This window comes from Exiguobacterium sp. HSB13 (genome assembly GCF_056764755.1).
Genome location: NZ_JBUZOM010000001.1, coordinates 1,313,161 through 1,336,242 on the forward strand (window position 1 = coordinate 1,313,161; position 23,082 = coordinate 1,336,242).

Sequence of the window (23,082 nt, forward strand, 5' to 3'; positions counted from 1 at the left end):
TTCCTCCACTTTATAAGATGAACTGACTTAAGTCTCGATCATCTGCTACTTTTCCAACTCGATCCGTCACGTATTGTGGCGTGATCGTTACATCCGTCTCCGGCATGTCTGCTGCTTCGAAGGATAATTCTTCAAGGACGCGCTCCATGATCGTATACAAGCGTCGTGCTCCAATATTATCCGTCTCATCGTTTACCTGTGCAGCAATCCGTGCGATTTCACGAATGGCTTCTTCTGTAAAGGTGACATGAACGTGCTCTGCCCCTAGTAATGCTTTATATTGTTTGAGTAATGCTTGGTTCGGTTCAGTTAAAATTTTAACAAAGTCATCTTCCGTCAAACTGTCGAGTTCGACACGGATCGGAAAACGACCTTGGAGCTCAGGAATCAGATCAGATGGTTTCGCCATATGGAATGCACCTGCAGCGATGAATAGGATATGATCCGTCTTGACTGGACCATATTTCGTAACGATCGTCGATCCTTCAACAATCGGTAAGATGTCTCGTTGAACACCTTCTCGTGAAACACCAGCTGAATCATGTCCCTTTGTCGCGATCTTATCGATCTCATCGACGAAAATGATACCCATCTGTTCTGCGCGACGGACCGCTTCGTCATGGACTTCGTTCAAGTCAAGCAACCGTTCCGCTTCTTCCGCTGTCAAAATCGGACGCGCTTCCTTGACTGTGAGCTGACGCTTCTTCGTTTTCTTCGGCATGACTTGTCCGAGCATATCCTGAAGATTTGCGAGCCCCTCCATACCTTGTTGCCCAGAGAATAAATCCACTTGACGTTCTTCGACATCGACCTCAATCATTCGATCCTCGAGTTGCCCTGTCAGTAATTGCTGACGAAGTAACGAACGGTCGGCTGTCGCTTCCGATGTATCCGGCTCTTGTTGCTTCTGGTTCCCGCCGAACAACATCTCAAACGGATTCGTTCCACCACCTAGACCAGATGATGCTTTTTTACCAGATAACGCATCGACGATTCGTTCGTTCGCCACTGCTTCCGCTCGATCCTTGAGCGCTTCTTTTTTCTCATCTTTGACAAGACGTAGAGACGCTTCCACGAGATCCCGCACCATTGACTCCACATCACGACCGACGTACCCTACTTCCGTGAACTTCGTCGCTTCGATTTTGACGAACGGCGCACGGACGAGTTTCGCGAGGCGTCGCGCAATTTCAGTCTTTCCGACTCCGGTCGGTCCGATCATCAGGATATTCTTCGGTGTGACTTCATCCCGCATCGATGCATCGAGTAATTGTCGACGGTACCGATTACGTAAAGCAATCGCCACCGCACGTTTAGCATCCGCTTGTCCGATGACATGTTCATTTAACTTCTCGACGATTTGTCTTGGCGTCAATTCATGCATGGTCATTGCCTCCGATCGTTTCTAGGATGATTTGATCGTTCGTAAAGACACAGAGTTCACCAGCCGTCTCAAGAGCTGCGCGGGCGATCTCCTCTGCTGTGAGATGACTTGCATGTCGAGCTAAAGCGCGACCTGCTGCAAGCGCATAATTACCACCTGAACCGATTGCGAGAATGCCGTCATCCGGTTCGATGACTTCCCCGTTTCCGGATACAAGTAAGAGATGTGTTCCATCCATGACGAGTAAGAGTGCTTCTAGTTGACGCAACATCTTATCGCCTCGCCATTCCTTTGCCAGCTCAACTGCTGCCCGTTGTAAGTTCCCGTTATACATTTCAAGCTTCGCTTCGAATTTTTCAAAGAGTGTGAACGCGTCCGCGACACTTCCAGCAAATCCGGCAATGACTTTGCCACCATAGAGGCGCCGTACTTTTTTCGCACTTTTCTTCATGATGACTTGGTTTCCGAAAGTCACCTGTCCGTCTCCGCTCATCGCGGATTGTCCGTTATGTTGAATCGCAAAAATCGTCGTTGCATGAAACATCAATGTTTCCTCCCTTAGGCACGAGGATGTGCTTGTTGATAAACATGTCGTAATCGTTCCGTCGTTACGTGTGTATACTGACCAGTCGTCGACAGCGATGCGTGTCCAAGTAACTCCTGGACCGCTCGCAAATCGGCGCCTCTTTCCAGTAAATCTGTCGCGAAACTATGACGAAGCGCATGTGGTGTCACATGTTTCCCAACGAGTTGTTCCCCTTTTTTCATGATTTTCCGAATCGCATCCGTCGTCAATCGACGCCCTGAATGAGACAAGAACAACGCTTGCTCATGACCTGCGATTGGATCTCGTGATGGTAAGTACAGTTCTAATGCATCTTTAGCAAAGGTTCCGATTGGTGCGATGCGTTCCTTCCCACCTTTTCCATACACATGGACGTAGGAGTGATCAGTCGCGAGATCACGAAGATCTAGTTGAACGACCTCGCTGACCCGCATACCCGTCGCATATAAAAGTTCTACTAACGCCACATTCCGGTTGCCAAGCGTATCACTCGATCGAAAGGCATTGAGGAAACGTTCATATTCCGTTGGGACGAGGAATGTCGGAAGTCCTTGTTGTCGTTTTGGTGCTTTTAATCCATCGAATGGATTAGGCTCATCGGTGTCACGTGTCAAAAAACGACCAAATTGTTTGAGGCAGGAAACTTTTTGTGCAATCGTCGCCCGCGCCAGCTCCTGATCGTAAAGAGCATACAAATAACGCCGTGCACTTGCCAATTCAATCGATCGTAACTGATGATCGCGGCAAAAAGCGGCGTATTGTCGAAGTGTTTGATCATAAGAGCGACCTGTATTCGGAGATAATTGACGTTCAATATGAACATACCGCATAAAATCTTCTAGCAGTCGCTCAAAAGCAGTGTCTATCCCCATGAATGCGCCCCCTTCTGACCATTTCATTCTCGAATCGCCCTTAGCATAGCACAGACCAAGTAGTCTGACAATAGACCAAAAACCGAAAAATTAACGAAATTATCACGCTTTTATGACAAATTAAGAAATGGGGAGAAAGAGCGCTAAATCACGCCTTTCTCCCCATCAAAAATCACATATCCGTGAAATCTTTGATTGCTTCAAGTGCTCGCTCTGCGTAGAGCGCATACTTCTCAGGTTTTTTCATCCGAACCGGATGACCGACGAGTGCTGGTACCAATCCGAAGTTGGCATTCATTGGCTGGAAGTTCTTCCCTTCCGTCGTCGTGATATAGTGCGACATCGCACCCATCATCGTTTCCTGCGGGAACGTAACCGGTTCTGCCTCATTGATGAGACGTGCTGCATTGATTCCTGCCGTTAAGCCGGACGCTGCTGACTCGACGTACCCTTCGACACCTGTCATTTGACCAGCAAAGAACAAGTCGTCACGTGTACGTGTCTGATACGTTGGTTTCAGCAAATTCGGTGAGTTGACGAACGTGTTACGGTGCATGACACCATAACGGACGATTTCTGCATTCTCAAGACCAGGAATCAAGCGAATGATCCGCTTTTGTTCGCCCCATTTCAAATGTGTCTGGAAGCCGACAAGGTTGAACAATGTTCCAGCTGAGTTATCCTGACGCAATTGAACGACAGCATATGGTCGTTTGCCTGTCTTCGGATCTTCCAGTCCGACTGGCTTCATCGGTCCAAACAAGAGTGTTTTCGGTCCGCGAGAAGCGAGAACTTCAAATGGCATACAGCCCTCGAAGTAAATCTCTTTTTCAAATTCCTTCAATGGAACGACTTCCGCATTGATCAGCTCATCATAGAAGAGCTGGAATTCTTCTTCCGTCATTGGACAATTCAAGTAGGCAGCTTCGCCTTTATCATATCGTGATTTCAGGTAAACCTTCTCACGATCGATCGTGTCTCCATCGAGAATCGGTGCCGCTGCATCGAAGAAGTATAGGTAATCTTCACCTGTGAATTGTTTAAGTGATTCCGATAATGCCGCACTCGTCAACGGACCCGTCGCGACGATCGTCGGACCATCTGGAATCGCTTCGATTTCTTCATGATGGACGGTAACGTTCGGGTGGTTTTTCAACGTTTCCGTCACATATCCTGCGAAGTCATGCCGATCGACAGCAAGTGCTCCACCTGCTGGAACGCTCGCTAAGTCTGCTGCTTTCATGATCAAGGAATCGAGCTGACGCATCTCTTCCTTTAAGACACCGACTGCGTTCGTTAACTGGTTCGCTCGAAGTGAGTTCGAACAGACGAGTTCAGCGAATTGGTCTGTATGGTGCGCGGGTGTCTGTTTGACAGGCCGCATTTCATATAAATCTACTTGTACGCCGCGTTTTGCAAGTTGCCATGCTGCTTCAGAACCTGCAAGTCCCGCGCCGATTACCGTTACACGTTTCAACGGTCATTCCTCCTCTTGCTCCTGATCGATGCGTGTTTCATGATGTCCACAAGATGTACATTCTACTTTCACACCGTTCTTGATTTTCTTTTGTACCATCATACTACTACATACCGGACATGGTTCTTCGACCGGTTTATCCCATGAGACGAACTCACACTCCGGATAGTTCGAACAACCGTAGAACAAACGTCCTTTTTTACTACGACGTTCGACGATGTCGCCCGTTCCACATGTCGGACACTTCACACCGATCTCGACTTGGATCGGTTTAGTGTTACGACACTCTGGGAAGTTCGAGCACGCCATGAACTTGCCATAACGCCCCATCTTGATGACCATCGGATGACCACAGACTTCACAATCTTCTCCAGCCGGTTCATCTTTGATTTCAATCTTCTCGATTTCTGCTTCTGCTCGTGTCAGACGCTTTGCAAAGGACTTATAGATTGGATCGACGACTTCCGTCCACTGCATGTCACCTTTTTCGATCGCATCGAGTAAAGCTTCCATGTCTGCCGTGAACTGGACAGTGATGAACTCTTGGAAATAGTCGCTGATCATATCGATGACGAGTTCACCAAGTTCCGTTGGTAAGAATTTCTTCTCTTCAAGCGTCACGTAACCCCGTTTTTGAATCGTATCGAGCGTCGGCGCATACGTTGACGGACGACCGATACCGAGCTCTTCCATCGCCCGGACAAGACGTGCTTCCGTATAACGTGGCGGTGGTTGTGTGAAGTGTTGTTTCGGTTCGATTGCTGATTGTTTCAACTCTTCCCCTTCATCGAGTGGAGGAAGTAGTCCTTCCTTGACGTCTGAAACCGCCTCATCGTCCGTATCTTCGATGTAGACCTTCATGAAGCCCGGGAATTTAACGGTCGACCCGTTCGCACGGAACGTGACGTCGTTCGAGACGAGATCGATTTTGACAGTATCGAGAATCGCTGGCGCCATCTGGCTTGCGACGAACCGTTCCCAAATTAGTTTATATAAGCGGAACTGATCACGCGATAAATACGATTTGACGAGTTGTGGCTCGCGCATCGTCGAAGTCGGACGAACCGCTTCGTGTGCATCTTGTGAGTTCGCTGATTTCTTTTCTTTACGTTTTTCGCTTGCGATGTATTCTTTTCCGTACGCCTGCTCAATGAACCCGTGTGCTTCGAGATTCGCCGAATCTGACGTCCGTGTCGAATCGGTACGCATATACGTGATCAAACCGACTGTACCTTCTTTTCCAATTTCGATTCCTTCGTATAGCTGTTGTGCGATCATCATCGTCTTCTTCGCTCGGAAGTTCAGCTTACGTGCTGCTTCCTGTTGCAAAGAACTCGTCGTAAACGGTAACGCTGGATTCCGTTTACGCTCTTTTTTCGTGACGGAATCAACTGTAAAGTCTTCTGAGAGTTGATTCAAGATTTGATCGACTTCTTCTTGCGAATGAAGTTCACGCTTCTTGCCATCGACTCCGTAGAAGTTCGCTTCGAGCTTTTCACCGTTTGCATCGAGTTCGAGTTTGATCGTCCAGTATTCTTCAGGCATGAACGCATTGATTTCTTGTTCACGATCGATGATCATCTTGACGGCAACGGATTGAACGCGTCCCGCAGATAACCCTTTTTTAATCTTCTTCCATAATAACGGACTCATGCTGTAACCAACAAGGCGGTCCAAGATACGACGGGCTTGCTGCGCATCGACAAGATCATAGTTGAGCTTGCGTGGTCGCTTGAACGAATCCTTGATGGCATCTTTCGTGATTTCATTGAAGACGACGCGGCACTCCGTTGATTCATCAACGCCTAATGCTTTAGCTAAATGCCATGCGATCGCTTCCCCTTCACGGTCGGGGTCGGCTGCGAGATAGATTTTTTGTGCTTTTTTCGCAGCTGTCTTGAGTTCTTTTAAGACCGGACCTTTACCACGGATCGTGATATATTTCGGTTCATAGTCATGTTCGACGTCGACTCCCATTTGGCTTTTCGGCAAGTCAATGACGTGCCCCATCGACGCTTTCACGGTATAGTTGGATCCGAGATAACGTTTAATGGTTTTTGCCTTAGCGGGTGACTCGACGATTACTAGATATTTTGCCATTGCAATCGCTCCCTATTAGAGGCGTACTCGTATTTTAATCTCACTTATCATAGTAGTCTCGATTCCCATTTGTCAACGTTCAGCCGAATACTTTTTGAAACTTCTTCCGGATCAAGGAGTGGAATCGCTCCTTCTGCGATCAATTGATTCGTTCCGGTAAAGAACGATTCCGTGGGACAACCCGGCAAACAATAGACATCTTTTCCTTGGTCAAGCGCATGACTGGCAGTATTCATCGTACCGCTTCGTTTCGCCGCTTCGACGATGATCAATGATGAAGATAATCCAGCAATGATCCGGTTCCGTTCTAGAAATTGAAATTTTTGAATAGGAGTTCCAGGTGGATATTCAGAGAGAAGAAGACCGTTCGAGAGGATGCGTTTAAAAAGAGAAGCATGGGAAGTAGGATATAGACGATCAAGTCCTCCTGCGAGAACCGCAATCGTTGTCTGCTGATGTTTTAAGGACAAGCGATGGACGAGGGCATCGATACCATAGGCACCTCCGGAAACGGTGGCGAGATCTGGATGAAAGAAGGGTTGCAAGAAACGCATGCGGGAAAGATGGTGCGCTGAGGGGGTTCGACTACCGATGATACTGACGCGTGGAAGTGTTAGGCGGGACGGATCACCGCGGTAAAAGAGGGCATAGACCGGTTGAGGGATCGTCAGTAACACAGTCGGAAACAGTGGATCTCCTTTGACTAGAATCGACTCTTCGATCCAATCAAGCTGTAATGCTTGTTCATACCGTTTTCGAAGACGCGTCGAAACGGGTAATTCATGACTTGGAACGATTCCGAATTGCTCAATCAATCGGACGATCGTGTACGGTACCTGACACATGGCGAAGCGGACATACAGTTCACGTTTCATGAGATCAGCGCTCCTTATTTAAGCTTCTTATTTATATAGAAGAAAGCCGTCCTGATTTGATCAGGACAGCTTCTTTTTTTTGATTTATTTGACTGTGCTGTTCGTCACGCACTCGTCATAGATCCCTGCTTCTTTGATGACACGGATTAACGTCTCACCAATGACAGCTGGTGTTTCTGCCACTTCGATTCCGTTTGCACGGAGTGTCTTGATTTTTTCAGCAGCTGTTCCTTTACCGCCAGAGATGATCGCACCTGCGTGACCCATCCGTTTGCCGGCAGGAGCTGTTTGACCACCGATGAAACCAATGACTGGTTTCGTCATGTTCGCTTTGACCCACTCAGCTGCTTCTTCTTCAGCTGTTCCACCGATTTCCCCTAACATGATAACGGCTTTTGTTTCTGGATCTTCATTGAATGCTTTTAACGTATCGATGAAGTCCGTTCCATTGACCGGGTCGCCCCCGATACCAACAGCTGTCGATTGACCGATGCCAGCCGTCGTTAATTGATGGACAGCTTCATATGTCAAAGTCCCAGAACGTGAGACGATACCGACATGACCTGGTGTATGGATGTATCCTGGCATGATACCAAGTTTCGCGACACCTGGAGTGATGACGCCCGGGCAGTTCGGTCCGATGAGACGAACTGGTTTTCCTTCGAGGTAACGTTTTACTTTGACCATATCAAGAACTGGAATACCTTCCGTGATACAGATGATCAACGCGATGTTCGCATCTGCTGCTTCCATGATTGCATCCGCTGCGAATGCTGGTGGTACGTAGATGATCGATGCGTTCGCACCCGTTTTTTCGACCGCTTGCGCGACCGTATCAAAGACAGGAACACCACCGAGTACTTCCGTACCGCCTTTTCCTGGTGTAACACCGCCTACGAGGTTTGTGCCGTAGTCGATCATCTGTTCACCGTGGAACATCCCTTGGTTACCAGTAATCCCTTGAATAATGACTTTCGTCGATTCGTTCACCCAAATACTCATCTTTAGCTCCCCCTTACTTCACGAGCGCAGCGATTTTTTCTGCGCCGTCTGCCATTGATGTAGCTGCTGTAATCGCTAGACCTGAATCTTTGAGAATTTGTTTCCCTGCATCAACGTTCGTCCCTTCAAGACGAACGACGAGTGGCAATTCGAGACCGACTTCTTTTGTCGCCGCAACGATACCTTCTGCGATGACGTCACATTTCATGATTCCACCGAAGATGTTGACGAAAATCCCTTTGACGTTCTCATCTGATAGGATCAGTTTGAATGCTTCTGTAACTTTCTCTTTTGTCGCACCACCACCGACATCGAGGAAGTTTGCAGGATCACCGCTGAAGTGTTTGATGATATCCATCGTTGCCATGGCAAGACCCGCACCATTGACGAGGCAACCGATGTTTCCATCGAGCGCGATGTAGTTCAAATCACTTTTCGACGCTTCGACTTCACGTGGATCTTCTTCTGTTTCATCACGTAACGCTACGATATCCGCATGACGATACAACGCGTTTGAATCGAAGTTCAACTTCGCATCTAATGCAAGGACTTCGCCATCCTTCGTCGTAACGAGTGGGTTGATTTCTGCGATCGAACAATCCTTGTCGACGAAGAAGTTGTAGAGTTTTGTGACCATACCGACGAACTTGTTGACGAGCTTCACTGGAACACCCATTGCGAACGCAAGTTTACGCGCTTGGAATCCTTGAAGACCAACCGCAGGATCAATGACTTCTTTGATGATTTTTTCTGGTGTCGCTTCCGCCACCTCTTCGATGTCCATACCACCTTCACTTGATCCCATGATGACGACACGTCCTGTCACACGATCAAGTACGATTCCAAGATAGTATTCTTTGTCAATCGCACACCCTTCTTCGACGAGAAGACGTTGAACGACTTTTCCTTCTGGACCTGTTTGGTGCGTGACGAGCGTTTTGCCGAGTAACTCCGTCGCATATTCCTTCACTTCTTCTTGCGATTTCGCAAGCTTGACGCCACCTGCTTTACCGCGTCCCCCCGCGTGAATTTGAGCTTTGACGACTTTGATCGGGCCTGACAATTGTTCTGATGCATCGACCGCCTCTTCGACGGTGAAGGCTGCGATTCCGTTTGGTACGGGTACACCGTACGAACGAAGTAATTCTTTTGCCTGATACTCATGTACATTCATGAAAAAATCCCCCTTAACCCCTTTAGTTTCGGCTCTTTCATTGTAGTTAAAATTGGAAGCGCTGTCTATCGTTATCGACCGAAAGCTTTATTTTTTCAGAAGTTCATCTTGATCGAGACGATATAAAAAGGCAAATAACTCAGCGATGACACCGTATAATTCTTCCGGAATCTGTTCCGATACTTGAACAGCATCTAGTAACGTCATCAACGTTTCGTCCTGCCGGATCGGAATATCATGTTTTAATGCCTCTTCTAAAATCCGTTCTGCGATGTGTTCCGATCCCTTAGCAACGACTTTTGGAGCATGCATCTGTTCTTCGTATGATAGAGCTATTGCTTTTTTCATATATGAAGATCCACCCTTCCGTTACGCGTTGAGATATCATGCGGTACGCGCTCTTTCGTCTGTTCAACCCAATCGAATCGCGTCAATGCATAGCCTTGTTCCTCAAGACGAGTCTGAATTTGCGGTGTGTAGGCTTGCATGAACGTATTGACGTGCGCATTTGGATGAAAGACGGAAATCGAAACATTTCGGTCTGCGATCAAGACGTCGACAGCGACCTCACCGAGCGTCGGTAATTGAAGATATAAGACGACACGGGCATGATTCGGATCAAACGTCCGTTCGAACGGTGCTTCCATCATGAGATCAACATCTTCGAATGGTCCAAATTGAGGTAATTGAAATAAATAGACTCCTTTCCCTGTTTCGTTCGTTGCTTGGACGAGTTGTTGCGCTAAAATCTGATCACTCGTCTTTCGATCAAGCGTTCGACCTGTCTCGTCACCCTTTGCCAGTTGAACGAGTTCGGTAAGGGCGTGTTTTAACTGCTTCGCTTCTCCTTCCGTCACTGGTTGACCAATTTGCCTTAGGAGTTCCCGTGTTTCCGCAGTCGGTACCATCTGGCGTTGTAAAAAGGAGTCGAGTAACTGGGGGAGAGCCGACTTTTGCGGAACAGACTCGGTCGAGATGATTTTTAAAACCGGTTGTCCCTCTGCTGAAACGATTTGTAAGCGATACATGTTCCCTTCTTTTAGTTCAGCCGTCGTCCCTGCCGTCAAGACGCGTTGACCGACTTGGAGTTCCATTAATCCGTCGGGTAACAGCTTCAACACTTTACCGACGATGTTTGCTCCTTCCCGTAACGGTAGGTTCGCATGATCGATGATTTTAAATGGAAGTAAGGCACGATGTTCGATTTGCATGCTCGATTCCTCCTAAAGACGTTCTTTGACAGGACGGAATGTTTTCCGGTGAATCGGTGTGACGCCCAGTGTATCGAGCGCTTGTAAATGTATGGGTGTTCCGTAACCTGCGTGTGTTTCAAATCCATATCCCGGATACTCGATTGCGTATTGTTCCATCATCGCATCTCGTGTCTCTTTCGCAACGACACTTGCAGCAGCAATGGAGACACTTCGCGCATCTCCTTTGATAAGAGAGAGTTGTGGTGTATCGTCGTCGAGTGTCATCGCATCGACAAGTAAGGCATCCGGTTGCAATTGGTGTACTGCGTCTTGCATCGCCCGTTTCGACGCCTGATAGATATTGATTTCGTCGATTTCAGCCGGTTCGATGATGCCGATCGCAATCTCAGCAACTTCTTGCAGATGCTTAAGTGCCGCTTGCCGCTGTACTTTACTCATCTGTTTTGAATCCGTTAGTCCTGGATGATAGAATCCGTCTGGTAAGATGACCGCTGCTGCGACGACCGGACCAGCTAGTGGACCTCGCCCGACTTCGTCCACTCCTGCAATTCGAACGTATCCTTGCTGACGATACTCATCTTCAAATGCGAGTCGTTCCTTGAAATCGATCCGTTGCTGCTCTTCGTGCGCAAATCGTCGTTCTGTCTGACGAAACAGTGTATGCACCCCTTTTCGCGTATCTGACGCCAGTTCCTGCTTTAACTGAATAAATTCTTCTAGTGTTGCTTTTTGCAATCGTTCTTTTAATTCTGCTATCTTCATACATCCTGCTCCTTTGAAAAAAACTTGGACATCAAAGGATGTCCAAGTCCGTTATGCATGCGTTTCCCACTCTTCGACCGTTTCAAGCGTCACTCGACCTAACTTTTCCGTTCGTAGTTCATGCAGGAGCATTTCGCTCGTCCGCTCGAAATCGACATAGCCACCTGAGACGAAACCCCGTTTTTTACCGATTGCTTCGAGTACATCAACCGCTTCTCCCGATACTTCGTCGAGACGATAGCGCTCACGCAATTGCTCCGGATACCGTGTCTTTAGCTCACGAAGGGCAAATAGCGCGATATCGTCGATGTTTAAAATATCATCCTTGATCGCTCCTGTCGCTGCTAACCGATACCCGACGACTTGATCGTCAAACTTCGGCCAGAGGATACCTGGTGTATCGAGTAATTCCATCTCACCTGTCTTCATCTTGATCCACTGCTGGCGTTTCGTCACACCTGGACGGTCACCCGTGATTGCGATATTTCGACCGGCAAGTCGATTGATGAGCGTCGATTTCCCGACGTTCGGAATGCCGATGATCAAGGCACGGATCGCACTCGGGTTCCGACCCTTCTCCCGCATCCGTGCGTGTTTTTCTTTCATTAGTCGTAAAGCGCCCTCATGGATTTGATTCAATCCTTTATTGTGCTTCGCATCAACCGCCACGACATCGACACCATCTGCTCGTAATGCCTGCATCCATTGCTCCGTCACTCGTTTGTCTGCCATATCCGCCTTGTTGAGGACGATCAGTCGCGGCTTACCTGCCGTGATCTGTTCGACCATCGGGTTACGGCTCGACATCGGAAGACGTGCATCGACGAGTTCGATCACCACATCGATCAACTTTAATTTTTCTGTGACTTCCCGACGTGCTTTGGCCATGTGACCGGGGAACCATTGAATCGTCATATCCTTCACCTCGTTCATATATTCCTGGACTTCTTGCTGATCATACGATACATGAAAAAACATCCACTCCCTAGTATACGCAACTTAAGACAAGAAAAGAAGATGAGCTGCTTACTTTTAACGGCAAGCGTCTCATCTTCTTTCGTTTTAATCGACAGAGCGTACATCATTGAATGGATAGAAGACGAAGTTCGTCGTTCCGACGATTTGTTCTTCATCCACGAAACCGATATCACGACTATCTTTTGAATTTTGACGATTGTCTCCCATGACGAATACTTTCCCTTTTGGAACAGTCGTCTCTCCTGTTCGCTCTTCAAGCGTGAAGTCTTCTGTCAATGGCACACCACTCATCTGGGCTTTGTATTCTTTCAGATACGGTTCGGCGACTTTCTTATCGTTGACATACAACGTATCGTCTTTGTAATACATCGTATCTCCCGGAACAGCGATGACCCGTTTGATGTAGTCTCGCGTTTCCGTTGCATGGAAGACAACGATATCGCCTCTTTCTGGTTCATTAAAATAGTATGGGACCTTATTGACAATCATTCGATCCGCATTGTGTAAGGTCGGCATCATCGATTCCCCATCAACGATGACGGGTACGAACAGGAACGTTCGAATGATGAACGCGATGACGAGCGCTACGACGAGCGCCTTTACCCAACTAAATAACTCCTTCACGAATTCCACTCCCTTGATTAACGCAATTTCTTCCTAAGGACTAGTATACGCATAAACTGCAAAAAAAAGAAGCTTGTCCGGAGACAAGCCACTTTTTCACATGATTAACGACGAATTTCTTTAATACGCGCCGCTTTACCACGAAGGTTACGGAGGTAGTAAAGTTTCGCACGACGGACTTTACCGTAGCGAACGACTTCGATTTGTGCAACACGTGGTGAGTGGAGCGGGAAAGCACGCTCAACGCCAACTCCGTAAGAAATTTTACGGACTGTGAATGTTTCACTGATGCCGCCACCGTGACGTTTGATGACTACGCCTTCGAAGAGCTGAATACGCTCACGCGTACCCTCGACGACTTTAACGTGTACACGGACTGTATCCCCAGGACGGAACGCAGGGACGTCTGACTTGATTTGTTCTTGTGTAAGTTCACGGAACAATTGTTGTGTGTTCATGAATGATTTCTCCTTTTTTCACCAATGTTCTTATCTTCATTTGCTTCAAGCATCCGACAGCGGAACATCGTTAATGGGTGGCTTTTGCCACATGTTTTAACTTATCATAGATTCAGTCGTTTGACAATCCTGAAATCGAGTCTAAATAACGTTGATCTTCATCCGTTAACGATGCATCCACGAGAAGATCAGGGCGTCGCTCATATGTCCGCTTCAGCGACTGTTCCCGTCGCCATTTTTCAATCCGGGCATGGTTGCCTGATAACAAGACATCGGGTACTCGATACCCTTTATATTCTGCCGGACGTGTATAGTGCGGGTATTCGAGAAGTCCTGTTGAGAAGGAATCATCTTCGTGACTCGCAGAAGCACCGAGGACGTCCGGTAAGAGGCGAACGACGGCGTCGATCATCGTCATCGCAGCGAGTTCTCCTCCCGTCAAGACGAAGTCTCCGAGCGAGACCTCATCCGTCACCAACTGATCATGGATTCGCTGATCAAACCCCTCATAGTGACCACATAAGAAGACAAGTTCTTCTTCGTTTGCCCATTCTTCTGCCATTCGTTGCGAAAACCGTTTACCGGTCGGAGTCATGACGATGATTCGTCGTTTTCGTTCCGGTAGACTTGCCATCGCATCGAAGACGGGTTGAGGTGTCAACAGCATGCCGGCTCCTCCACCATACGGATAATCATCGACCTTACCATGTCGATTCGTTGAAAAGTCTCGAAAATTGATGGTTTCGAGTATGACGTGTTGATCGTCTTGCGCTCGCTTGACGATCGAATGATCAAGCGCTGAAAACATCTCTGGAAACAGCGTCAATACACGGATGTTCATTCCTCGATCAGTCCCGGAAGCGGCGTGATCTGAATGCGTTTCTGTTCGACGTCGACGGAAGCGACGACTTGCTCGATATACGGAATCAGGACATCTTTTTTTCCGTCGCGTTTGATCGTCCAGACGTCATTTGCGCCAGTTTCGAGAATGTCGGATACGACTCCGATTTTCGTCTCACCGTCATAAACCGTACAACCGATGATCTCATGATAGTAAAATTCATGCTCGTCTAAGTCCTGTAAGTCTTCTGCATGGACATAGAGTTTCAATCCTTTGTACTTCTCGACGTCATTGATATGATGCATCCCTTTGAACGTCACCATGATGAATTGTTTATGCTTTCGGTAGCCACTGATCGTTACCGGTGTATACGTGCCTTCAGAGCCGAGAAAGACTTCTTTTCCGACCTTAAAGCGTTCTTCCGGAAAATCCGTGCTTGCGAGTAACTTCAATTCCCCTTTTAGACCGTGCGTGTTGGCGATTTTCGCAATTTCCAACCATTCCATTCGTTTCACTTCCTTTCTTGAATTAAAAAAAGGAGGTAAGCTTTCGCTCACCTCCTAACGTCTTACTTCGCGAGTTTCGCGTTGTGGAATTTCTCCATGATACCAGCTTGTGAGAAGAGGTTACGAACTGTGTCCGAAGGTTTAGCACCTTCAGAGAGCCATTTAAGAGCTAGCTCTTCGTTGATTTTAACTTCTGCTTCTGGTTTAGCAACTGGATTGTAGTATCCGATTTGCTCGATGAAACGACCATCACGTGGTGCACGTGAGTCTGCTACTACCACACGGTAGAAAGGTGATTTTTTTGCGCCCATGCGCTTAAGACGAATTTTAACTGCCATTCGTAAGTCCCTCCAAATAATAAATGATTTTTTCGTTTAGTCAAATTGACAACTTCATTAGTATACAACGTTACAGCAAAAGAGAAAAGACTTTTAAAAGAATGGAAGGCCAAAGCCTTTCTTTTTCCCTTTGCCCATCTGTCCGGAAAATTGTTTCATCATTTTCCGCATGTCTTCGAACTGTTTAATGAGGCGGTTGACTTCTTGGATACTGCGTCCGCTACCACGGGCAATCCGCTTCCGACGGCTCGCATTCAAGATTTCAGGTTCAGTCCGCTCTCGTTTCGTCATCGATTGGATGATCGCTTCGACATACACGAGTTGCTTCTCATCGATTTGGGCGTTTTTCAACCCCTTCATCTTCCCTTTACCTGCCCCAGGGATCATTCCCAACAGTTCGTCGAGTGGACCCATCTGTTTCACTTGCTGCAACTGCTCGATGAAATCATCGAATGTAAACGATGCATCGCGCATTTTGCTTTCTAACTCTTTGGCACGCGTAGCGTCCATTTGTGACTCTGCTTTTTCAATCAGTGTCAGCATGTCTCCCATGCCTAGAATCCGAGACGCCATCCGCTCGGGATAGAATGGTTCGATGGCATCGAGCTTCTCTCCAAGACCGACGAACTTAATCGGTGCTCCGGTGACTGCCTTGATGGAGAGTGCTGCACCACCTCGCGTATCTCCGTCGAGCTTCGTCAGAACGACTCCCGTTACGCCAAGCTTCTCGTTGAAGCTCTCTGCGACGTTGACGGCATCCTGACCCGTCATCGAATCGACGACTAGGAAGATTTCATGCGGTTTGGCGATCTCCTTCACATCAACGAGTTCCTGCATCAGTTCCTCATCGACGTGTAAGCGACCTGCCGTATCGATCAACACGATATCGTGATGATGCTCTTTTGCATAATCGAGTGCACCGGTAACGATTTCTTGTGGACTAACCTGATCTCCCATCGAGAAGACCGGTAACTCCAATTGTTTTCCGAGTGTCTCTAATTGTTTGATTGCTGCCGGACGATAAATATCCGCCGCAACAAGCAAAGGACTACGATTATGTTTTTTACGTAAATGATTAGCAAGTTTACCCGTTGTCGTTGTTTTACCTGCCCCTTGCAGACCGGTCATCATGATGACGGTCGGAGGACGGTTCGCAAGCGTCAATGGTGACACTTCTGCACCCATCAGATTCGTCAATTCATCGTGGACGATTTTGACGACTTGTTGTCCTGGCGTCAAAGACGTCATGACATCCTGTCCGACGGCGCGTTCCTTTACATCATTTACGAATTGTTTGACGACCTTGAAGTTGACGTCGGCTTCGAGTAGCGCTAAGCGAACTTCGCGCATCATCTCTTTGACGTCTGCTTCAGAAATCTTACCTTTACCTCGCATTTTAGCGAGACTGGCTTGAAGCCGTTCCGATAATCCTTCGAATGCCATTAAGAATGCCTCCTACTCTAATTGCTCCAATGTCTCAATGATCACTAGGGCTTCACCCGGAAGGTCGCATTGCTTCAGCTGATCGAGTAACTGCTTTCGCCGTTCGTGTTTCTTGAACAGCGATAGTCGTTCTTCATACTGCTCGAGCATGGCTTCCGTGCGTTTTATGTTGTCGTAGACTGCTTGTCGGCTGACTTCAAACTCATCGGCGATCTCACCTAAGGAAAAGTCATCTAAGTAATAGAGTGACATGTAATTCCGTTGTTTTGGCGTCAAAAGCTCCTGATAAAAGTCAATCAGATAATTCATCCGGTTCGTTTTATCAAGTGTCATTCGAGCACCTCCGCAATGTTAAGTGAAATTCCTTTACAGATAGTATAGTACAGCCCTCGCAGTGTGTTGTCAAGTTTTTTTCTTTACATGAAACGTCGCTTATTCCGCGCTTTCTTCCGTGTCGACGTTTTCTTTTTCTTCAAAGACATCGCCGAACAGTCCATACACGAATTGTTCTGCGTCAAACGGTTGTAAATCATCGATCTTTTCACCGAGACCCACGAACTTCACCGGCAGATTCAGCTCGTTCTTGATCGCAAGAACAATCCCGCCTTTTGCTGTGCCGTCAAGCTTCGTCAAGACGATTCCGCTGACGTTCGTCGCTTGTTTGAAGGCTTTTGCCTGCACCATCGCGTTTTGCCCTGTCGTCGCGTCAAGTGCTAGTAACACTTCATGGGGGGCACCAGGAATTTCACGTTCGATGACGCGTTTGACCTTTTCAAGTTCGTTCATCAGGTTGACCTTGTTTTGAAGGCGTCCTGCCGTATCACAAATCAGGACATCGACCTTACGTGCTTTTGCTGCTTGGACGGCGTCATAGACGACAGCAGCCGGATCGGAGCCTTCGCCTTGGCGGATGACCGGTACACCGGAGCGTTCGCCCCAGACTTGCAGTTGATCGATCGCACCAGCCCGGAACGTATCCCCCGCTGCTAACATGACGCTCTTGCCTTCTTGTTTTAATCGGTTCGCAAGTTTCCCGATCGTCGTCGTCTTACCGACCCCATTGACACCAACGAAGAGGATGACATTCAGCTCATGATCAAGATCAAGGGCTGTCTCTTCTTCTTCGACTAACATGTTCGCGACGACTTCAACGAGGACGTCTCGGACTTGTTTTGGATCCTTGACGTTACGTCGTTTGACTTCTGTCTTTAATTCTTCGACCAAATCCATCGTCGTCGTCACACCGACGTCGGCTTGGATCAACACTTCTTCTAACTCTTCGAAGAAGTCTTCATCAACTTCTCGGAAGCGGTAGACGAGATCATTGACGGCACTCGCTAATCCGTCACGTGTCTTCGTCAAGCCTTCCGTGAATTTAGTCGTGACTTCTTGTGTCGAAGTCGTCAAGCGATCTTTCAGTTTTTTAAAGAAACTCATTGTTTAATCTCCTTTGGTTCTTCACTTAATGTACGCCGTGCCTCTTCTAGTTTAACGGATAACACTTCAGATATCCCGTTTTGCTGCATCGTGACGCCATATAAGACGTCTGCTGCCTCCATCGTCCCTTTACGATGAGTGATGATGACGAACTGTGTCTCGCGTGCTAGCTGATGGACGAACTCGCCGAATCGCGCGACGTTCGCTTCATCAAGCGCTGCCTCGACCTCATCGAGGACACAGAATGGAACGGGACGTGTCTTAAGAATCGCAAATAATAAGGCGATTGCCGTCAAAGCACGCTCTCCACCAGACAAGAGCGACAAATTTTGCAGCTTCTTACCAGGAGGTTTCGCGACAATATCAATTCCACTCGTCAACAAATCACCCGGGTCAACGAGGACTAGATCGGCTTCACCGCCCCCGAATAGCTCTCGGAATGTTTCCCGGAAGTGTTCACGGACAGCATCATACGTTTGACGGAACAACCGAATGACTTCTCGGTCCATCTCTTCGATGACGCCATAGAGATCCGTTTTAGCAGCGACGAGATCATCCCGTTGCGCGGACAGGAACGTAAACCGTTCATCGACCTCCGCGAATTCCTCAATCGCACCGATGTTGACGATGCCGATTTCTTCGAGTTGGCGTTTGAGCAGATGAATTTCCTCTTTTGCCTCTTCATACGATAGATCAAGAGGTGCAATCAGTTCGAGCAGTAATCCCATCTCTTCCAGCATTTCTTGTCTTGTCTCAAGACGTGTGCTCGTTTTCCCTTGCGAGAGTCGTAGCTGCTCGAGTGCCTGTTTCGTCGTTTGTTGATCGTCCTTCGTCTTCGCTTCGCGTATCCGGATCAAGCGCAGGGATTCTGCTTGTACTTGAATCCGTTGCCCGATCGCGACGAGTTCGGTCTCGACCCGTTGTTGTTCCTGTTCCTGTTCGCGCTGTTCCGCATGCAAGGCATCGATTTTCGCTTCGTCGAATCCTTCGAGGACATGACGCAAGTCACGGCGTTTATGACCACGTTCAAGCTTCGCGTGACTGACCTGTTCCGTCAGGCGTTCGATCTCTTGCGAAAGTTGCGCTTGTTTCATTTGAATCGTCCGCTCTTCGAGAACTGCTTCTGCTTGTTCCTTCTTCAGTTCGTCCATCGTGACGGCACCACGGGCTTGCGCATCCTTAAGACGATCTAAGGCTTGTCTGAGCTCTGTTTGACGCTCCGTCCATTTTGCGATCTCGACTTCCGACGTCTCGATGATCCGACGTGCTTCCTGTTCTTGTTCGAGTACACGTGCCATCTGTCGATCTTCAACCGACAATTCAGACGTCATGACAGCGAGATGACGGTTCGCATCTGCTAACGTATCGCGCGATTGTTCGAGTTGCCCTTGTAATGTTTGAATCGTTTCTGTCCGTGTCCGAGCCGTAGCATCAAGAGTCTGGATCGCCGCTCTCAGATCTTCCAAGCGGCGCATCTGCTCCCGAATGACCGCTTGTCCGCGCGTCAGTCCCTCTTTTAACTCGTCAAGTTCGCGCGATTGACTGAACAATGGTGTGCCTTTTTTCCGACTTCCGCCGGTCATCGTACCGCCGACGTTGACGACATCTCCTTCGAGCGTGACGAGACGATAGCGATGTCCCGTCGAACGGGCGATTTGGTTCGCCTGTTCAAGTGACTCGACGACGAGTGTCGTACCGAGCAAGTTCATCTTTAATTTCGTCAACGTCTCGTCTGTCGTCACGAGATCACTTGCGATCCCGACGAACCCAGACATTCCACCGACTTGTTCTCGTACTGAACGATTGACTTCGCGTGCTTGGAGTGAGGCGAGCGGCATGAACGTCGCTCGACCGGCATTTAATCGCCGAAGCTCCTGGATCAGACGACGTCCTGTCGCATCGGTATCGACGACGATGTTTTGCATTGCCCCACCAAGCGCTGTCTCGATTGCCGCTTCAAAGCGCGCCGGAACCGAAATCAACTCCGCGACCGCTCCGTGAATACCTGGGTGCTGATCTCGTTGTTTTAAAATCGTCTTCACGGCACCGAAATAGCCGCTATAGTCGGCTTTGACGGATTCAAGGAATTCAATCCGGTCTTCCGTCTTATGCCGACGTCGCTCTAAATCCGCAACGGACTGTTCGACTTGTCGTAACGCCTGTTGTTGTTCATTTCGTGCTGCAAGTGCCGTCGTCTCTTCTTCCGTTGCTTGGTCCAACTTCGTCCGAATCGAAGCGACATCCGCCTCTAGTCGAGCGACGTCTTCCTCGAGTTGACGACGCGTCGATTGTTTCGTACCGCTGTCCGCCGTAAATGAACGTTGTTGTTCTTCTGCCTGCATGAGATCTTGCTTCGCCCGATTATAGGCATTATTCGTCGCAGCTAATCGACTCGCCACTTCAAAGGCTTCCGAACGTAATACTTCGGCTTCCTTATCAAAATCACGATCGGTTTGTGTCAGCGCTTGATCGGCTCTTTCCCGTTCAGCCGTGATCCGTTTTGCTTCCTGATCGACTTCTGCTTGGCGTTCCTGTAAAGCGGTCAGTTCGAGTTCCAGTTCCTTGACGCGTTCTTCGACGACGGCAACCTCTTGTTCGAGTCGCTCTTTCGTCTCGGTCCCGTGTTTTTCACGCTCTTTCGCTAGGTTAAGGGCACCTTGGATCTCAACAAGTCGCGTCGAGACATGTCGAAGTTGCTCCTGCAACGCGTTTTCTTGTTGTCGTTCTTCTTCGAGCGTCGATTCTTGATTCTCTCGGGACAAGACGGTCTCTTCGTAAGTCGTCTTTTGAGACGCAAGGCGTTCTTCACATTGTGCGATGTCACGCGCTAGTGTTTCGAGCTCCGTCTGATACGTCGTGATTTCTTGCGCCAAGATACCACGCTCGAGGACATCATGCCGTTCTCGAGCGACGAGATACTCTTTCGCGAGCGCCGCTTGTTCACGTAATGGCTCGATTCGTCCGCCAAGTTCATATAAAATATCATCGACACGCGATAGATTCGCTTCCGTATCACTTAATTTCCGCTCGGCTTGCTTCTTGCGATGACGATACTTCAAGACGCCTGCTGCTTCCTCGATGACAGCACGGCGTTCTTCCGGTTTACCGGAGATGACTTGTTCAACTCGCCCTTGTCCGATGATTGCAAAAGCATCACGCGACAAGCCTGTGTCCATGAACAGATCAAGGACATCCTTCAGGCGACATGGTTTTTTATTTAAAAAATAATCGCTGTCTCCGTTGCGGCTGACACGCCGCGTGACACTGATTTCCTGATACGGCAACGCAACCGTTCCCGACTCGTTGTCTAAGACGAGCGTCACCTCGGCAAATTGTTTCCGGTGTTCAGACAGACTGCCGGCAAAAATGACGTCTTCCATCTTCGCCCCGCGCAGTGACTTCGCAGATTGTTCTCCGAGCACCCAACGGACAGCGTCCGATATATTTGATTTCCCACTTCCGTTCGGTCCGACGACTGCCGTGACACCCGGAAGAAATTCTAATTCAGTTCGACTGGCAAATGATTTGAAGCCATTGATTTCAATTCGTTTTAAGTACATCTTGATCACCCGTATGTTTAAATTTCTTTTGAATTTCTTTCAGTTTACCATAGCCGAAACGCTAGCAACATGATAGGTTTTAAGGTAGTATCACGCGAAACAAGAAGAAGAGGAGCGAATAACACGATGACGATTGAACAAATGATTGAAGCAATCTTAGATAAATTGAACATCATCAACAAAGGGGTCATTAAAGCAGAACAGTTCGATGGCTCAAAAAACGAGGACTTAAAAGAGATTTATGAGTTCGTCATGATGCGCGACTCGTTATCACTTGCAGAGGTCGATGCGATCGTCGACGAACTGAAATCCCTCAAGACTGTCTAATCAAGCGAACTTCACACGATAAAGGCCGATCATCTCTCACGCATTCGAGAGATGGTCGGCCTTTTGTTGCTTAAAACTGTTTCTTTAATTCAAGTAAGGCTTGTTTTGCCGCCTGTTGTTCTGCCTCTTTTTTCGATCGGCCTGTCCCGATCCCTTCGAGCTCATCCGCGACTTGGACACGCGAGATGAATTCCCGACTATGCGCCGGACCGCGCTCCTCGATGATTTCATACTCGATGACACCTAAGCCGACACGTTGAATCGCTTCCTGTAATTGACTCTTGAAATCTGTCTGTTCTTCAAAAAAGCCTGTCGCCACTTTCGGAAAAACCGCTTCGGCGAGGAATCGTTCGGCTGCTTCGATGCCTTGGTCAAGATACAAGGCGCCAATGAAGGATTCGAAGACATCCGCAAGTAAGGCTGGACGATTCCGACCACCGGTCAGTTCTTCCCCCTTACCTAACAGAATCATATCGGAAAACTGATAGTGATTCGCAAATTGGACGAGTGACGGTTCACAGACGATTGCCGCTCGCAATTTCGTTAATTCCCCCTCGGAACGTTCCGGGTAGTGTTCGAATAGATAGCGTGACACCGTCAACTCTAAGACAGCATCCCCTAAAAATTCTAGGCGTTCGTTATCCCCTTCAGACTCGCGTTGTTCATTGACGAACGAAGAGTGCGTGAAGGCTTGCTTTAATAGCTCGACATTAGAAAACGTGATATTCAGGCGCTCTTGTAACGCTTCGAATTTCTGCTCGATTTGAGCGAGCGTCCGAGCATCCTTGCGTCGTTTTACATAGGGTCCTTTTCGGACACGACGTCCTTTTTGATTCGTCATAGTTCCTCCTAAACAGCTAAAGCCCACCGCAAATTGCGGTGGGTCAGCTTCAATGATCAGACTTGTGTTTCGATGTAGTTGACGACATCGCCGACAGTCTTCAAGTTTTCTGCTTGCTCATCTTCGATCGTGATTTCGAACTTGTCTTCTAAGTCCATGACGAGTTCCATGACTTCGAGAGAGTCAGCACCGAGGTCGTCTTTGAACGATTTATCAAGTGTGATTTCACTTTGTTCTTTTCCTAATTTTTCTGCGATTGCTTCTTGTACGTCTACTAAGATTTGTTCTTTTGTCATTTTAAAAT

The 23,082-nt window shown here is 48.2% G+C and carries 24 protein-coding genes; 1 reads left to right on the forward strand and 23 read right to left on the reverse strand.

The window, feature by feature from the left end; genetic code table 11:
• Nucleotides 1-10: 10 nt before the first annotated feature.
• The 21 genes from hslU to smc form a co-directional block, all read right to left on the reverse strand.
• On the reverse strand, nucleotides 11-1,384 hold the full coding sequence (gene hslU, locus ACZGCQ_RS07145) for an ATP-dependent protease ATPase subunit HslU (RefSeq protein WP_035406964.1): 1,374 nt from the start codon (nucleotides 1,382-1,384) through the stop codon (nucleotides 11-13).
• The gene (gene hslV / locus ACZGCQ_RS07150) at nucleotides 1,377-1,928 is read right to left on the reverse strand and encodes an ATP-dependent protease subunit HslV (protein WP_023468727.1); all 552 of its coding nucleotides are present in this window, start codon (nucleotides 1,926-1,928) and stop codon (nucleotides 1,377-1,379) included. Before hslV ends, hslU begins: the two co-directional genes overlap by 8 nt.
• Nucleotides 1,929-1,942: 14 nt before the next feature.
• Complete coding sequence (locus ACZGCQ_RS07155) at nucleotides 1,943-2,821, reverse strand: tyrosine recombinase XerC (RefSeq protein ID WP_481265941.1); 879 nt, start codon at nucleotides 2,819-2,821, stop codon at nucleotides 1,943-1,945.
• 172 nt (nucleotides 2,822-2,993) lie between these two features.
• Nucleotides 2,994-4,298 carry an FADH(2)-oxidizing methylenetetrahydrofolate--tRNA-(uracil(54)-C(5))-methyltransferase TrmFO gene (gene trmFO / locus ACZGCQ_RS07160; RefSeq protein ID WP_058264804.1) on the reverse strand — a complete coding sequence of 435 codons (1,305 nt, stop codon included), beginning with the start codon at nucleotides 4,296-4,298 and terminating at the stop codon, nucleotides 2,994-2,996.
• A gap of 3 nt (nucleotides 4,299-4,301) precedes the next feature.
• A complete protein-coding gene (gene topA, locus ACZGCQ_RS07165) occupies nucleotides 4,302-6,398 on the reverse strand; it encodes a type I DNA topoisomerase (RefSeq protein WP_029342082.1) in 2,097 nt (698 codons plus the stop codon).
• A gap of 47 nt (nucleotides 6,399-6,445) precedes the next feature.
• Nucleotides 6,446-7,273, reverse strand: coding sequence for a DNA-processing protein DprA (gene dprA / locus ACZGCQ_RS07170; protein ID WP_481265942.1), 828 nt, complete (start codon nucleotides 7,271-7,273; stop codon nucleotides 6,446-6,448).
• 84 nt (nucleotides 7,274-7,357) lie between these two features.
• Nucleotides 7,358-8,275, reverse strand: a complete 918-nt coding sequence (gene sucD / locus ACZGCQ_RS07175; RefSeq protein ID WP_023468731.1) for a succinate--CoA ligase subunit alpha — start codon at nucleotides 8,273-8,275, stop codon at nucleotides 7,358-7,360.
• 13 nt (nucleotides 8,276-8,288) lie between these two features.
• Nucleotides 8,289-9,449, reverse strand: coding sequence for an ADP-forming succinate--CoA ligase subunit beta (sucC, locus tag ACZGCQ_RS07180; protein ID WP_481265943.1), 1,161 nt, complete (start codon nucleotides 9,447-9,449; stop codon nucleotides 8,289-8,291).
• Nucleotides 9,450-9,536: 87 nt separating this feature from the next.
• Nucleotides 9,537-9,797, reverse strand: coding sequence for an EscU/YscU/HrcU family type III secretion system export apparatus switch protein (locus ACZGCQ_RS07185; protein WP_214723618.1), 261 nt, complete (start codon nucleotides 9,795-9,797; stop codon nucleotides 9,537-9,539).
• Nucleotides 9,794-10,660 carry a flagellar hook-length control protein FliK gene (locus ACZGCQ_RS07190; RefSeq protein WP_481265944.1) on the reverse strand — a complete coding sequence of 289 codons (867 nt, stop codon included), beginning with the start codon at nucleotides 10,658-10,660 and terminating at the stop codon, nucleotides 9,794-9,796. Before ACZGCQ_RS07190 ends, ACZGCQ_RS07185 begins: the two co-directional genes overlap by 4 nt.
• A 12-nt stretch (nucleotides 10,661-10,672) precedes the next feature.
• A complete protein-coding gene (locus ACZGCQ_RS07195) occupies nucleotides 10,673-11,425 on the reverse strand; it encodes a ribonuclease HII (protein WP_290778039.1) in 753 nt (250 codons plus the stop codon).
• A 51-nt stretch (nucleotides 11,426-11,476) separates the two neighbouring features.
• Entirely contained in the window at nucleotides 11,477-12,340 is an 864-nt protein-coding gene (gene ylqF / locus ACZGCQ_RS07200; protein WP_035396901.1) for a ribosome biogenesis GTPase YlqF, read from the reverse strand.
• Nucleotides 12,341-12,487: 147 nt separating this feature from the next.
• Nucleotides 12,488-13,027 (reverse strand): signal peptidase I, encoded by a 540-nt coding sequence (lepB, locus tag ACZGCQ_RS07205; RefSeq protein WP_034786034.1) that lies wholly within the window; start codon nucleotides 13,025-13,027, stop codon nucleotides 12,488-12,490.
• A gap of 104 nt (nucleotides 13,028-13,131) precedes the next feature.
• The gene (gene rplS / locus ACZGCQ_RS07210) at nucleotides 13,132-13,485 is read right to left on the reverse strand and encodes a 50S ribosomal protein L19 (RefSeq protein ID WP_023468738.1); all 354 of its coding nucleotides are present in this window, start codon (nucleotides 13,483-13,485) and stop codon (nucleotides 13,132-13,134) included.
• 112 nt (nucleotides 13,486-13,597) lie between these two features.
• Entirely contained in the window at nucleotides 13,598-14,326 is a 729-nt protein-coding gene (gene trmD, locus ACZGCQ_RS07215) for a tRNA (guanosine(37)-N1)-methyltransferase TrmD (protein ID WP_023468739.1), read from the reverse strand.
• Nucleotides 14,323-14,832, reverse strand: a complete 510-nt coding sequence (gene rimM / locus ACZGCQ_RS07220; protein ID WP_023468740.1) for a ribosome maturation factor RimM — start codon at nucleotides 14,830-14,832, stop codon at nucleotides 14,323-14,325. Before rimM ends, trmD begins: the two co-directional genes overlap by 4 nt.
• Before the next feature lie 62 nt (nucleotides 14,833-14,894).
• The gene (rpsP, locus tag ACZGCQ_RS07225; protein WP_023468741.1) at nucleotides 14,895-15,170 is read right to left on the reverse strand and encodes a 30S ribosomal protein S16; all 276 of its coding nucleotides are present in this window, start codon (nucleotides 15,168-15,170) and stop codon (nucleotides 14,895-14,897) included.
• 93 nt (nucleotides 15,171-15,263) lie between these two features.
• Nucleotides 15,264-16,613, reverse strand: coding sequence for a signal recognition particle protein (ffh, locus tag ACZGCQ_RS07230; protein ID WP_023468742.1), 1,350 nt, complete (start codon nucleotides 16,611-16,613; stop codon nucleotides 15,264-15,266).
• A gap of 12 nt (nucleotides 16,614-16,625) precedes the next feature.
• Nucleotides 16,626-16,946: a putative DNA-binding protein gene (locus ACZGCQ_RS07235; protein WP_023468743.1), complete on the reverse strand. Its 321-nt coding sequence runs from the start codon at nucleotides 16,944-16,946 to the stop codon at nucleotides 16,626-16,628.
• 99 nt (nucleotides 16,947-17,045) lie between these two features.
• Entirely contained in the window at nucleotides 17,046-18,050 is a 1,005-nt protein-coding gene (gene ftsY, locus ACZGCQ_RS07240) for a signal recognition particle-docking protein FtsY (RefSeq protein WP_023468744.1), read from the reverse strand.
• Complete coding sequence (gene smc / locus ACZGCQ_RS07245) at nucleotides 18,047-21,610, reverse strand: chromosome segregation protein SMC (RefSeq protein WP_406747568.1); 3,564 nt, start codon at nucleotides 21,608-21,610, stop codon at nucleotides 18,047-18,049. The genes ftsY and smc overlap by 4 nt, the downstream gene beginning before the upstream one ends.
• Nucleotides 21,611-21,736: 126 nt before the next feature.
• Between smc and ACZGCQ_RS07250 the strand changes: the two genes are divergently transcribed.
• Nucleotides 21,737-21,937 carry a DUF1128 family protein gene (locus ACZGCQ_RS07250; protein ID WP_023468746.1) on the forward strand — a complete coding sequence of 67 codons (201 nt, stop codon included), beginning with the start codon at nucleotides 21,737-21,739 and terminating at the stop codon, nucleotides 21,935-21,937.
• 70 nt (nucleotides 21,938-22,007) lie between these two features.
• Here ACZGCQ_RS07250 and rnc read toward each other — a convergent pair whose 3' ends face one another.
• Together rnc and acpP are read right to left on the reverse strand one after the other, a co-directional pair.
• Entirely contained in the window at nucleotides 22,008-22,778 is a 771-nt protein-coding gene (gene rnc, locus ACZGCQ_RS07255; protein WP_023468747.1) for a ribonuclease III, read from the reverse strand.
• Nucleotides 22,779-22,834: 56 nt separating this feature from the next.
• A complete protein-coding gene (gene acpP, locus ACZGCQ_RS07260) occupies nucleotides 22,835-23,074 on the reverse strand; it encodes an acyl carrier protein (protein WP_029342095.1) in 240 nt (79 codons plus the stop codon).
• Between the last annotated feature and the right edge of the window lie 8 nt (nucleotides 23,075-23,082).

What these genes read in the sequence shown, in the direction of transcription:
- hslU (WP_035406964.1), bottom strand. Translation starts at nt 1,384, where the DNA reads ATGCATGAATTGACGCCAAGACAAATCGTCGAGAAGTTAAATGAACAT.
- hslV (WP_023468727.1), bottom strand. Translation starts at nt 1,928, where the DNA reads ATGTTTCATGCAACGACGATTTTTGCGATTCAACATAACGGACAATCC.
- ACZGCQ_RS07155 (WP_481265941.1), bottom strand. Translation starts at nt 2,821, where the DNA reads ATGGGGATAGACACTGCTTTTGAGCGACTGCTAGAAGATTTTATGCGG.
- topA (WP_029342082.1), bottom strand. Translation starts at nt 6,398, where the DNA reads ATGGCAAAATATCTAGTAATCGTCGAGTCACCCGCTAAGGCAAAAACC.
- dprA (WP_481265942.1), bottom strand. Translation starts at nt 7,273, where the DNA reads ATGAAACGTGAACTGTATGTCCGCTTCGCCATGTGTCAGGTACCGTAC.
- sucD (WP_023468731.1), bottom strand. Translation starts at nt 8,275, where the DNA reads ATGAGTATTTGGGTGAACGAATCGACGAAAGTCATTATTCAAGGGATT.
- sucC (WP_481265943.1), bottom strand. Translation starts at nt 9,449, where the DNA reads ATGAATGTACATGAGTATCAGGCAAAAGAATTACTTCGTTCGTACGGT.
- ACZGCQ_RS07185 (WP_214723618.1), bottom strand. Translation starts at nt 9,797, where the DNA reads ATGAAAAAAGCAATAGCTCTATCATACGAAGAACAGATGCATGCTCCA.
- ACZGCQ_RS07190 (WP_481265944.1), bottom strand. Translation starts at nt 10,660, where the DNA reads ATGCAAATCGAACATCGTGCCTTACTTCCATTTAAAATCATCGATCAT.
- ACZGCQ_RS07195 (WP_290778039.1), bottom strand. Translation starts at nt 11,425, where the DNA reads ATGAAGATAGCAGAATTAAAAGAACGATTGCAAAAAGCAACACTAGAA.
- ylqF (WP_035396901.1), bottom strand. Translation starts at nt 12,340, where the DNA reads ATGACGATTCAATGGTTCCCCGGTCACATGGCCAAAGCACGTCGGGAA.
- rplS (WP_023468738.1), bottom strand. Translation starts at nt 13,485, where the DNA reads ATGAACACACAACAATTGTTCCGTGAACTTACACAAGAACAAATCAAG.
- trmD (WP_023468739.1), bottom strand. Translation starts at nt 14,326, where the DNA reads ATGAACATCCGTGTATTGACGCTGTTTCCAGAGATGTTTTCAGCGCTT.
- rimM (WP_023468740.1), bottom strand. Translation starts at nt 14,832, where the DNA reads ATGGAATGGTTGGAAATTGCGAAAATCGCCAACACGCACGGTCTAAAA.
- rpsP (WP_023468741.1), bottom strand. Translation starts at nt 15,170, where the DNA reads ATGGCAGTTAAAATTCGTCTTAAGCGCATGGGCGCAAAAAAATCACCT.
- ffh (WP_023468742.1), bottom strand. Translation starts at nt 16,613, where the DNA reads ATGGCATTCGAAGGATTATCGGAACGGCTTCAAGCCAGTCTCGCTAAA.
- ACZGCQ_RS07235 (WP_023468743.1), bottom strand. Translation starts at nt 16,946, where the DNA reads ATGACACTTGATAAAACGAACCGGATGAATTATCTGATTGACTTTTAT.
- ftsY (WP_023468744.1), bottom strand. Translation starts at nt 18,050, where the DNA reads ATGAGTTTCTTTAAAAAACTGAAAGATCGCTTGACGACTTCGACACAA.
- smc (WP_406747568.1), bottom strand. Translation starts at nt 21,610, where the DNA reads ATGTACTTAAAACGAATTGAAATCAATGGCTTCAAATCATTTGCCAGT.
- ACZGCQ_RS07250 (WP_023468746.1), top strand. Translation starts at nt 21,737, where the DNA reads ATGACGATTGAACAAATGATTGAAGCAATCTTAGATAAATTGAACATC.
- rnc (WP_023468747.1), bottom strand. Translation starts at nt 22,778, where the DNA reads ATGACGAATCAAAAAGGACGTCGTGTCCGAAAAGGACCCTATGTAAAA.
- acpP (WP_029342095.1), bottom strand. Translation starts at nt 23,074, where the DNA reads ATGACAAAAGAACAAATCTTAGTAGACGTACAAGAAGCAATCGCAGAA.